Here is an 11543-nt window from a genome sequence, read left to right on the forward strand (position 1 = left end):
CTTGAAGCCCTTCGGCGTGGTGACGCTGCCGTCGTCGTTGCGCTTGCAGCCTTCGTGATCGCCGACCGCGTTGAGCGGGTGCAGCACCTCTTCACTCAGCCGCGCCGCTTCGTTGATGATTGCATCGCGCACGTCGGCAGCGGCATCGGCGAACCCGGGCAGATTGTTGTAGCGATCGAACTGAAAAACGTCGTTGAGAAGGAAGCCGACTTCTTCAACCGGGGCCTTGTAGATCGTCATGAGGGTCTCTCGATCGGGATCAGGTGTGAAGTATGCGCCGCCTGAACCAACTTCAGACGACGGCGTGATGAATTCGACCAGTCGCCGGCGCGCTTATTGCTTCGCCAGCTGTTCTCCCATCAAACGATGCAGCAGGTTGATCGCCTTCAGGGGTCTTACCATGACCTTGAAGTGGGTAATACGCCCGTCGTCGGCGAATGTAATGATATCGACGCCGTTGATCTTGATGCCCTCGATCACGTTCTCGAATTCGAGCACCGCGCCGTTATGGCTGCGCCATTCGCCCACATAGGTGAAGCCCGGTCCGCCCAGCACCTTCTCGGCGCCCTTCAGATACTTGAACACAATGTCGCGACCGACCTGCGGGGTGTGAACCACCGGGCTTTCGAACACCGCATCGGGATGCAGCAGACCCCACAGCGCCGCTGCATCGTGGGACTTCATGAAGGCATACCAAGCGTCGAGCCCGTTCAAGGCCATTAGCAGTTCTCCGGATTGGCGAGACAAGAAGGCGACGAAGACGCAAGGCGGAGCGGATGTTCGACCATCATCAGCCGTGACATCAAGCGCTATGACGCCGCGGCGCGCAGATGCGCCGACAGGTCTGCAAATCTTCGCGAAATACCGGGATGACGGATCGGAACAGATCGACCATCGGTCGCTGGACCAACATGGCGTGCACGAGCGCTCCTCCGATGTGATGATTTCCAGCGGCCACAGAACCGCAGCCTGCCGGATCATCTCCATACATCTCTGAATGGCATCTAATCGCGTGGCTTGGCCGTGTCAATACACGCGTGTATGGTGCCACTATGGATTCGGATACCAAAGACCGGCTGACACGCGCGGATTGGCTCGCCCACGGCCTGCGCACGCTCGCCCGCCACGGCGCCAATGCGCTCAAAGTCGGCGATCTCGCGGCCGGCCTGGAGGTGTCGCGCGGCAGCTTCTACTGGCACTTCAAGGACGCGACCGACTTCCGCACCCAGCTCCTGCAGCTGTGGAAGGAACGTGTGACCGAGCAGGTTTTCCGCGAGATCGACACCGCGATCGTCGGGCCGGCCCGACTCACTCACCTGATGAAGCTCGCCTTCAACGAGGACCGGAGCCTCGACCGCGCGATCCGCGAACTGGCCGCGACCGATCCGGCCGCCGCCCAAATGGTCGCCTCGGTCGATGCCCGGCGGGTCGAGTATCTCTCCAAACTGATGATCGAGGCCGGGGTCGAGAGCCGCCGGGCTCGGCCACGGGCCGAGTTCCTGTACTGGGCCTATATCGGCCAGACCGCAGTGATGAACCCCTCGCTGAACGCGGTCACCGAATCCGATATCGACGACCTGAGCGCCCTGTTTACTCGCGCGGGCGGATAGCGAGCCCGGCGGTAACATTCGGCGCTCCAGCAGCGTGCGACGCTCGGAAAACCGCAGGGAAAACGCGAACTTTCGCCTCTATGGTTAAGTTTCTCTGCCGACCGGCCAGATCCTTAACCCGCTATTTACTCTAACGGGAAAAAGTCGACCCAGGAGCAGACTCCCGCGTCGTGTCGATGTTCGCTGGCACGGAACGCGGAATGTTTGCAGGCGCGGCCATGGGCCGGCTCGGGTGCGGACAAGAGCATGAATCGCGTGTCGTGGAGTATCGAGGAAATCGAGCCGTCAGTGCGCGAGAAGGCCGAGGCTGCCGCGAAGCGCGCCGGGATGTCGCTCACCGACTGGATCAATGCTCAGCTCGGCGAAACTGCGCAGCAGCCGGCCGCCGGTCACTCGCACGTCGCCGGCCGTCCGGCGATGCCGGAGCGCAGCGCCAGCGAAGTCGCTGAAATCCATCAACGGCTCGACGCCATCGCCCACCAGATCGATCGGATGTCCCGCGCGCCCGCGCGCAGCGAGCCGCCGGTCGCCCGCCAGCTCAACGACGCGATTTCACGGCTCGACGCCCGCCTGGCGCGGATCACCGAGCCGAAGCAGACGGAGCGTCCGGCCGCGTCCGCCGCGGTGCCGCCGCAGACGCCGACCGACCGCGTCGAACGCGCCGCCGCGCATGTGTATCCCTCCCCGACGCTCGACCCCAACGCGCTCGACAAGGCCGTCGCCGAAATCGCGGCCCGGCAGAGTGAGCTCGACGCCGCGGCCAGCCGGATGCCGCGACAGCCGGCATCGTTTGCACCGCCGATCGCGCCGGCCATGAGCCCGCCGGCAGGGCCGGACTTCAACAGCCTGGAGCAGCAGCTCCACAAGATCACCAGCCAGATCGACGCGCTGCAGCGCTCGGACAAGGTCGAGCAATCGATCGCGGCGTTCCGCGCCGATCTTGCCGAGATCCGCCAGACCATTACCGAAGCGATGCCGCGCAAGGCGATCGAGTCGCTGGAAGGCGAGATCCGCTCGCTGGCGCAGCGGCTCAACGAGAGCCGCGCCAATGGCAGCGACAGCGAGGCCATCGCCGGCATCGAACGCGCGCTCGGCGAGATCCATGGCGCGCTGCGCTCGCTGACACCGGCCGAACAGCTCGCCGGATTCGACGAGGCGATCCGCAATCTCGGCGGCAAGATCGATATGATCGTCCGCAATGCCGACGATCCCGGCACCGTGCAGCAACTCGAAAACGCCATCGGCGCGCTGCGCGGCATCGTCTCCAACGTCGCCTCCAACGAAGCGCTGACGCAGCTCAGCGCCAACGTCCACACGCTCGGCGAGAAGATCGAGCAACTGGCCCAGGCCGACAGCCACAGCATCTCGTTCGCCGCGCTGGAGCAACGCATCTCGGCGCTGACCGCGGCGCTGGAAAGCCGCGAGCGCCCGGCGCCCAGCGAATCCACCGAGCAGCTCGAAAACGCGGTGCGCGCGCTGTCGGAGCGGATCGACCATCTGCCGATCGGCAACGACGATCGGTCGGCGTTCGCGCATCTCGAACAGCGCGTCGCGCATCTGCTGGAGCGGATGGAAGCCGCGACCGAGCAGCGCGGCAGCAGCGCCAATCTCGGCCGGGTCGAGGAAGGCCTGCAGGACATTCTGCGGATGCTGGAGCGCCAGCAGTCGCAGTTTTCGCTGCTGGCCGAAACCGACCGCAATCCGGCGCTGGCGTTCGATCCGAGCTTCGTCGACACCATCAAGCGCGAACTCTCCGACATGCGCTTCAGCCAGTCGGAGACCGATCGCCACACCCAGGATTCGCTCGAGGCGGTGCACAACACCCTCGGCCACGTCGTCGACCGCCTGGCGATGATCGAAGGCGATCTGCGTGCGGCCCGTGCCGCCCCGCCGCTGGTGCCACCGCCGGCCCCGGAGCCCGCCAAGCCGGCTTTCCTCGCCGCAGCCCCGATCGCACCCACTCCGGCCGAGCCGGTGGTTACGCCGATCCAGACGCAGCCGCAGATGGCCAATCCGGCCGCCGAGCCGTTCGCGGCAGCCCCGCGCGAATTCAGTTCGGCCAAAGCCGCCGCCGAGCCGCCCCCGGTCGCACCGGCCCGCGCTCCGCGCGCTTTCCACGATCTGCACGAACCGGCCGCCGGCCCGCAGCCGCCCGCCAAGGTCGAGCCGGTAATCGCCGCGCCGCAACCGCCGCGGCGCGAACCGGCGTTGCCGCCGGATCATCCGCTCGAACCCGGCACCAAGCCGCCGGGCCGCGTGTCGCCGTCCGAGCGGATCGCCGCGTCCGAAAGCGCGCTGAGCGACATCGCGCCGGCGCAGCCCGAACCGGCCAATGCGACCAGCTTCATCGCCGCGGCGCGCCGCGCCGCGCAGGCCGCCGCATCCGCCGGATCCGGCAACGCCAAGACGAAACCCGGCAAGCCCGGCAAGCCCAGCAAACCGAAGAACGACGGCGACAAGCCTGATCCGGACGGCAGCACGCCGGGCTCGCCGCTCGGCTCCAAGGTGAAATCGCTGCTGGTCGGCGCCAGCGTCGTGGTGATCGTATTGTCCAGCTTCCACATGGCGATGAAGCTGTTCGACAGCGGCGAAGCTCCGCCCGTCGCCAGCGTCGGCGCGCCGAAGTCGGCGCCGGCCTCGGCGCCCGAGAAACAGCTCGCGCCTGAGGACGAAACCGACGACGACCCGACCGAACCCGCCGCGCCGCCGGCGGTCGCCCCGGTTGCGCCGCCACCGTCGATGATCTCGCCGACGCCGGTCGAACGGCAGTCGCTGTACCCGCCGACGCCGGCAACGCCGCCGGCTGCACCGCAGGCCGCGCCCGCAGGGACCGCCGCCGCCAACGACATTACCGGCACGATCCCGTCGTCATCGCCGAGCGTGCCGCAGACATTCGGCACCATCGCGATCCCGTCAACCGAGCGCTTGCCCGACGCGATCGGCGGGCCGGTGCTGCGCAAAGCCGCTCTCAAGGGCGACGCCGCGGCAGCCTACGAGGTTGCCCTCCGCTATGCCGAGGGCAAGGGCGTGCCGGTGAATTACGACGAAGCGGCCAAGTGGTATCAGCGCGCAGCGGATGCCGGCGTGACCCCGGCAATCTTCCGGATCGGCACCCTTTACGAGAAGGGGCTGGGCGTGAAGAAAGATCTCGATATGGCGCGCAAGCTGTATTCGACCGCCGCCGACCGCGGCAACGCCAAGGCCATGCACAATCTCGCGGTGCTGTATGCCGACGGCGGCAGCAAGGGCGCGAACTATCGGACCGCCGCCGCCTGGTTCCGCAAGGCCGCCGAACGCGGCGTCACCGACAGCCAGTTCAACCTCGGCATCCTCTATGCCCGCGGTATCGGCGTCGATCAGAACCTCGCCGAATCGTACAAATGGTTCACTCTCGCCGCCGCCCAGGGCGACGAAGACGCCGCCCGCAAGCGCGACGACGTCGGCAAACGGCTCGATCCGCAATCGCTGGCGGCCGCCAAGCTGGCGGTTCAGACCTTCACGCCCGAACCGCAGCCCGATGCCGCGGTGAAGGTGGCGGCTCCGGCCGGAGGTTGGGACGAGCCCGCCGCCGCAAGCAAGCAAAGCTCCGCCAAGCGCGCCGCGCGCTGAGCCCCTCATCGTTCGCCGGTTGGATGGCGACGTCACGGCCGGGACGAAAAAATCCCGGCCGCGACAGATTCAGGAATCCCGGCCTGAACTAATTTCGGTTATGCAGGACGTGCGGTTCGGATCGACGGTCGTTCGGCCTGCATCCTACGACGAGGATGACCGGCCGGGCGGGACTGATCCGCACCCGATGACCCATTGAGCATCTCTACGCCGAACCGGTTGCCGCTTCGGCGAGGTTGCTGTTTTGCCAGCGAGAACTCCGAAGCGAACCGCGCGTGCAGCTTTACCTCCCGATCGCCGATATTCCCGTCAACGTCCTGCTCGTGCTGGCGATGGGCGCCGCGGTGGGGTTCGTGTCCGGGATGTTCGGTGTCGGCGGCGGCTTCCTGATGACGCCGCTGCTGATCTTCATCGGGATCGCCCCGGCGGTCGCGGTGGCCTCCGTCACCAGCCACATGGCGGCCTCATCGTTCTCCGGTGCGCTGTCGTACTGGCGACGCCGCGCGATCGATCCTTTGCTCGCGTTCTTCTTGCTCTGCGGCGGCATCGCCGGCACCGGGCTGGGGGTCTGGTTCTTCGTGCTGATGCGCTCGGTCGGCCAGCTCGATCTGGTGATCGCGGTGTCCTACGTGGTGCTGCTGACCGCGGTCGGCGGCTTGATGGTGTACGAAGGCATCCGTGCCATCCGCCGTACCAACCGCGGCGAGGTCGCGCTGGCGGGCCGTTCCGGCAACCGCAATTGGCTGTACGCGCTGCCGTTCAAGGTGCGGTTCAAGCGTTCCAAGATCTATCTGTCGGTGCTCCCGGTGATCGCGATCGGGGTGCTGATCGGCTTCATCGGCGCGGTGATGGGCGTCGGCGGCGGCTTCATCCTGGTGCCGATGCTGATCTATCTGCTGCGGGTGCCGACCAGCACCGTGGTCGGCACCTCGATGGTGCTGACCCTGGTGACGATGCTGATCGCCACCGTGCTGCACGCCGCGACCAGCCATCTGGTCGACGCCGTGCTGGCGCTGATCCTGATGATCGGCGGCGTCGCCGGCGCCCAGTTCGGCGCCCGTGCCGGCCAGCGCATCCGCGGCGAACAGCTCCGGCTGCTGCTCGGCCTGCTGGTGCTGGCGGTCGGCATCCGTTTCGCGATCGAGCTCGGCATTCGCCCCGCTGAGCTGTTCACCTTGCGTGAATTGGGGCCGGCGTGATGGCGCGGCGGCCCGCCTCGCTCCGCGCGCTGGTCGCCGCCGCGCTGCTGGCGCTGCTCGTGCCGTTCGCCGCGCCGGCGCGTGCCGAGCGGCTGATTGTGTCGGTGTCCAACGCCCGCGTCACCGTCACGCCGAACTATTCGGGCGGCGAACTGGTGCTGTTCGGCGCGATCGAGAAGGACCATCCGGCGTTCACCGAGACCGCCAAATACGATCTGGTGATCACCGTGCTCGGCCCGCGCTCCAGCATGGTGACGCGGCGCAAGGAGCGCAAATTCGGGATCTGGATCAACACCGACTCGCGCGAATTCCTGATGGTGCCGAGCTATCTGGCGGTGTTCTCAAACCGGCCGACCGATGCGATCGCGCCGCTCGAAGTGCGGCGGCGGCAACAGCTCGGCATCAGCCATGTGCTGCTCACACAGCGGATCGGCACCGACTACGCGGACGTGGTCGCCGACGACCAATTCCGCAAAGCCTTCGTCCGGCTGCTGGAAGATCGCAAGCTGTATCGCGAGGACGCCGCGGCGGTGAAATTCCTCACCCCGACGCTGTTCCGCACCGGCATTCCGCTGCCGGCCGAAGTCCCGATCGGCAGCTACGACATCTCGATCAAGCTGTTTGCCGCCGGCGAATTGCTGACCGAGACCGACACTTCGTTCGAAATCGCCAAGATCGGCTTCGAACAGTTCGTCGCCACCGCAGCGCGCCAGCATGGCATCATCTACGGTCTGGTCACAGCGCTGATGGCACTGGCGACCGGCTGGATGGCATCGATCGTGTTTCGACGCGACTAAACCTTCCCCACACTCGTCATTCCGGGGCGCGCGTGTCAACGCGCGAACCCGGAATCCGGAGCTTCAGGGCACCTGGCAGCGCCACGCGTGTCAACCTCTCGGCCTGATAGCTTCGGGATTCCGGGTTCGGTCGCTTCGCGACCGCCCCGGAATGACGGGCGTGGGGCGGCCCTACACCAAATACCCCACCGCCATCGCCACGACGCTGAGCCCCATCGCGGCGGTCGACAGCCAGCCGAGCCAATACAGCGGGCCGCGCACGGTGAAGCGGTGCATCACGTCGCGGCGCCGGGCGATCAGCATCAATAGCACCATCACCGGCACCGCGAGCACGCCGTTGATCACCGCGCTCCAATACAGTGCCGAGATCGGGTTGATCGGCGCGAAATTGATGGCGATGCCGAGCACGGCCGACAACGCCAGCACGCTGTAGAACGCCACCGCCTGCTTCGGCTTGCGCGCCAGGCCGACCGGCCAGCGCCGACCCTCGCCGACCGCATAGGCCGCCGAGCCCGCCAGCACCGGGATCGCCAAAAGGCCGGTGCCGACGATGCCGAGTGCGAAGATCCATTCGGCGAACGGGCCGGCGATCGGCTTCAGCGCCTCGGCGGCCTGCGCCGAGGTCTCGATGTCGGTCCGACCGCTGGCGTGCAGGGTCGCAGCCGCCGTGATGATGATCGCCAGCGCGATCAAATTCGAGAACGCCATGCCGACGATGGTATCGGCGCGGATGCGCTGGAATTCCCGCGGCGCATCCTGCGGCGATTTCGTCAGCGGCTTCTTGTGCGGATCGATCCGCTCGTCCTCGGCCTCCTGCGAGGCCTGCCAGAAGAACAGGTAGGGCGAGATCGTGGTGCCGAGGATCGCCACGATGGTGGTGAGATAAGCGCTGCTCCAGGTAAGTTGCGGGATCAGCACGCCGGCCGCGGCCTGCGGCCAGTCCACCTTCGCCACGGCCAGCGCACCTACATAGGCGAACAGGCACAGCGTCAGCCATTTCAGCACAGCCACGTAGCGCTTGTAGTCGAAGAAGATCTGCGCCAGCACCGAGATCGCGCCGAACGCCACGACGTAGAGCAGCGGGTGGCCGCCGATCAGCAGCTTGGTGGCGTCGGCCATGGCGGCGAGGTCGGCGGCGATGTTGATGGTGTTGGCGGTGAACAGCAGCACGACGATCGCCGCCAGCAGTTTGCCGGAATAGTGCCGGCAGACGTTGCCGGCGATGCCGTGGCCGGTGACGCGGCCGACCCGGCCGGAGATTTCCTGAATCGCCACCATCAGCGGGAAGGTCAGCAGCATCGTCCAACTGATGCCGTAGCCGAGCTGCGCCCCCGCCTGGCTGTAAGTGCCGATGCCGGAAGGATCGTCGTCGGAGGCACCGGTGATCAGGCCGGGCCCGAGCGTCTTGAAGAAGCCGCGGAGCCGGAAACTCTCGAACCGCTGGACCTTGGGGACGTCGCCGCTCGCAGGCGTGATGAAGTCGGGATGTTCGGCGTCGCCCTTGGCGTTGTTCTTCACACTCGATCCCCGGCTCGCCGATCTCGACCACAACGTAGCCGAGGCCGGCAGGTTCCGGTAGCGGAACGAGCCGCCCGATCACGCCGCCGGCACAGCTCTCTTGGCCGGACGGGTCACCAGATAGATGCCGATCGCGACCGGGATCACGCCGAGCAGATCGCGCAGGTCGATCGATTCGCCGAGCACCAGCCAGGCAAACAGCATCGCCAGCGGCGGCATCACGAAGTGCCAGGCGCTGGCGGCGGTCGCGCCGTACAGAGTCAGCAGTCGGAACCACAACCAATAGGCGACAATCGAACCGCCGAGCACCAGGAACGCGAAGGCGCCTGCAAGCCGCCAGCTCGGCACGATGTCGCCGACGCTCGACAGCGAGAACGCGAGCGGCGTCAGCACCAGGCCGGCGGCGAGATTTTGAACGCCGTTGCCGATCCACAGGCTGCCGTGCGGCGCCAGGCGCTTGAACAAAATGGTGCCGGCGACGATCGACGCCAGCGAAGCCAGCGTGAAGCCGATGCCGTGCCACGCCTCGGTGCCGATCGCGATGCGGTGCCAGACGATGAAGGCGACCCCGGCGACACCCAGCACCAGGCCGGCGACCTTCCGCCAGGTCAATGCCTCGTGCAGCACCAGCGCCGCCAGCACCGCGGTGAACACCGGATTGGCGCTGACGATCAGTCCGCCGATGCCGGCCGAAACAGTCTGCAGGCCGACATAGCCGAGGCCGAGATACAGCGCGTTGTTGATGATGCCGAGCAGCGCGCACAGCGCGACATCGCGCGGGCGCAAATTCCAGTGCTCCCGCATCAGCACGGACAGTCCGAGAATCAGCACGCCGGCGAGCGTGAACCGTCCCGCCAGCAGGATCAGCGGCGGACAATCGGCGACACCAGCCTTGCCGGCCACAAAGGCGAAGCTCCACAGCGCGCAGAACAGCGCGATCTGCAGCGGGCGGGAGTTGAATCCGGGGGTCGCGAGCGAGGTGGTGGGCGCGAGTGACATCGGTAGCCTCCTGAAGACCTCTCCGATCTAGGCGCTTCCGTTGTCATCGGGAAATTAAATGATAAGATGGACGTCAGTTGATTTTCAAATGGCTCCCTCGCGATGCTCGACCTCGAATTGCTGCGCAGCTTCGTCTCGGTCGTGGAGGCCGGCGGCTTCACCCGCGCCAGCGAGCGCGTGCACCGGACTCAGTCGACCGTCAGTCAGCAGATCAAGCGGCTCGAGGACGACTTGGGCCAGCAACTCCTCGACCGCAGCGGCAAGGATGTGCTGCCGACCGAAGCCGGCGAGCGGCTGCTGTCCTACGCACGGCGCCTGCTTGCACTCGCCGAAGAGGCACGCGACGTGGTGGGCCGGCCGAGCACCGAGGGCGCCGTACGACTCGGGATTCCGGAAGACTTCGCGCTGTACCGGCTGCCGCGGCTGCTCGGCAGCTTTTCGCGCGCGCGGCCCGGTCTGCGGCTCGATGTCCGCGCCGACCAGAGCCTGAATCTGAAGCGCGATCTGGACCGCGGCGATCTCGATCTCGTGCTGTTCAAGCGCGAAGCCGGCGGCTCCGACGCGATCGCGGTTTGGCCAGAGCGGGTGTACTGGGTGAACAGCAAGAACCACCCCTGCAACGCCAAGGCCGACAGCCTGCCGCTGATCTTCTTCCCCGGCGGCTGCCTGTATCGCACCCGCGCGATCCATGCGATCGAAGCCACCGGGCGGCGCTGGCACATGGCGTACAGCAGTGCAAACCTCGCCGGGATTCAGGCGGCTGTCGCCGCCGGGCTCGGCCTGTCGATCCTGTCGGAAATCTCGATCCAGGCTGATCACCGCAAGCTGACCGCGCGCGACGGCTTTCCGCCGATCGACCGCACCGAACTCGCGCTGATCGCCGCCCCGCACGCCAGCCCGGCGACGTTGCGCCTTGCCGAAACGCTGGCCGAATTCTGCGACCAGCTTCACGCCAAGGCGGCGTGAGACATTCTGCGGCTTGAGGCCCGTCAATCGTGTCGACCTCTCAGCGGGTCATTCCGGGGCGCGCGTAGCGCGAACCCGGAATCTCGCCCAACATCGCAGCCGTCGAGATTCCGGGTTCGCTCGCTTTGCGAGCGCCCCGGAATGACTCGTAGATAGTTCTGGAATCAGCAGCAGCGCGCGGCGGCGATGACGTGGAGGCGGTTGTCGCCGAGGACGTGGGCGGTGAAGGCGGCGCCGCCGAACAGCCGCGCGAACGCGGCATCGCGAATGTTGAGGCCGCCCGTATAGGCGCCGAATGCCGGCATCACCACGCGCATGCCGTCGCCGGCAAAGCAGCGCCGCTCGATGCTGCGGCCGCGGCGGCTGACCCGTGCCTTGGGATGCAGATGGCCGGCAATCTCGCCGCAGGCGCCGGTCGGCTCGTGACGGAACGCGACCGCGCCGATCGCAACTTCGCTGGCGACGCTGCCGCCGAGATTGCACGGCAGCTCCGGGTCGTGATTGCCGGCGATCCAGATCCAGTCGCGCCGCGCCTGGAGCGCGCCGAGGATCGCGCGATTGGCATCGGACAGCCGATCATGCGCGTCGCGGTCATGGAAGCTGTCGCCGAGCGCGATCACCACCTTCGGATCGAACCGCGCGATCACCGCCCCTAGCCGGCCGAGCGTCGCCACCGTGTCGTAAGGCGGCAGCAGCACCCCGCGCATCGCGAAGCTGGAGCCCTTTTCCAGATGCAGGTCGGAGACGACCAACATCCGCTCGTCTTCCCAATACAGCGCGCCGGAGAGATCGGCGACAAACGCCGCGCCGGCGATGGCGACGCTCTGCTCCCCTCCCCCTTGCGG

9 protein-coding genes and 1 pseudogene are annotated in these 11543 nt (G+C 67.0%); 5 read left to right on the forward strand and 5 right to left on the reverse strand.

Features of this window, described 5'->3' with window-relative positions; translation table 11 throughout:
• Together DY468_RS23330 and DY468_RS23335 are read right to left on the reverse strand one after the other, a co-directional pair.
• A pseudogene (locus DY468_RS23330) lies at window positions 1–240 on the reverse strand (acyl-CoA dehydrogenase N-terminal domain-containing protein); the annotation flags it as partial.
• Between the two features lie 93 nt (window positions 241–333).
• Window positions 334–720 carry a nuclear transport factor 2 family protein gene (locus DY468_RS23335; RefSeq protein WP_164607849.1) on the reverse strand — a complete coding sequence of 129 codons (387 nt, stop codon included), beginning with the start codon at window positions 718–720 and terminating at the stop codon, window positions 334–336.
• A gap of 332 nt (window positions 721–1052) precedes the next feature.
• Here DY468_RS23335 and DY468_RS23340 point away from each other — a divergent pair, with 332 nt between their 5' ends.
• The 4 genes from DY468_RS23340 to DY468_RS23355 all read left to right on the forward strand — a co-directional run bounded on the left by DY468_RS23340 (window position 1053) and on the right by DY468_RS23355 (window position 7215).
• Complete coding sequence (locus DY468_RS23340; protein ID WP_164607833.1) at window positions 1053–1610, forward strand: TetR/AcrR family transcriptional regulator; 558 nt, start codon at window positions 1053–1055, stop codon at window positions 1608–1610.
• A 246-nt stretch (window positions 1611–1856) separates the two neighbouring features.
• Window positions 1857–5219 (forward strand): tetratricopeptide repeat protein, encoded by a 3363-nt coding sequence (locus tag DY468_RS23345; protein WP_164607835.1) that lies wholly within the window; start codon window positions 1857–1859, stop codon window positions 5217–5219.
• Between the two features lie 275 nt (window positions 5220–5494).
• Entirely contained in the window at window positions 5495–6418 is a 924-nt protein-coding gene (locus DY468_RS23350; RefSeq protein ID WP_164607837.1) for a sulfite exporter TauE/SafE family protein, read from the forward strand.
• Window positions 6418–7215: a TIGR02186 family protein gene (locus DY468_RS23355; RefSeq protein ID WP_205512647.1), complete on the forward strand. Its 798-nt coding sequence runs from the start codon at window positions 6418–6420 to the stop codon at window positions 7213–7215. Before DY468_RS23350 ends, DY468_RS23355 begins: the two co-directional genes overlap by 1 nt.
• 171 nt (window positions 7216–7386) lie before the next feature.
• On the opposite strand, the gene DY468_RS23360 is transcribed toward DY468_RS23355, so the two are convergent.
• The gene (locus DY468_RS23360; protein WP_502706242.1) at window positions 7387–8691 is read right to left on the reverse strand and encodes an Nramp family divalent metal transporter; all 1305 of its coding nucleotides are present in this window, start codon (window positions 8689–8691) and stop codon (window positions 7387–7389) included.
• A 120-nt stretch (window positions 8692–8811) separates the two neighbouring features.
• Complete coding sequence (locus DY468_RS23365; RefSeq protein WP_164607843.1) at window positions 8812–9732, reverse strand: DMT family transporter; 921 nt, start codon at window positions 9730–9732, stop codon at window positions 8812–8814.
• A 102-nt stretch (window positions 9733–9834) separates the two neighbouring features.
• Between DY468_RS23365 and DY468_RS23370 the strand changes: the two genes are divergently transcribed.
• Window positions 9835–10698 (forward strand): LysR family transcriptional regulator, encoded by an 864-nt coding sequence (locus DY468_RS23370; RefSeq protein ID WP_164607845.1) that lies wholly within the window; start codon window positions 9835–9837, stop codon window positions 10696–10698.
• A gap of 164 nt (window positions 10699–10862) precedes the next feature.
• Here DY468_RS23370 and pdeM read toward each other — a convergent pair whose 3' ends face one another.
• Entirely contained in the window at window positions 10863–11513 is a 651-nt protein-coding gene (pdeM, locus tag DY468_RS23375) for a ligase-associated DNA damage response endonuclease PdeM (RefSeq protein WP_349644327.1), read from the reverse strand.
• Window positions 11514–11543 lie beyond the last annotated feature (30 nt).

Origin of the sequence: Rhodopseudomonas sp. BR0M22, from assembly GCF_010907035.1 — a bacterium.
GTDB lineage: Bacteria > Pseudomonadota > Alphaproteobacteria > Rhizobiales > Xanthobacteraceae > Rhodopseudomonas.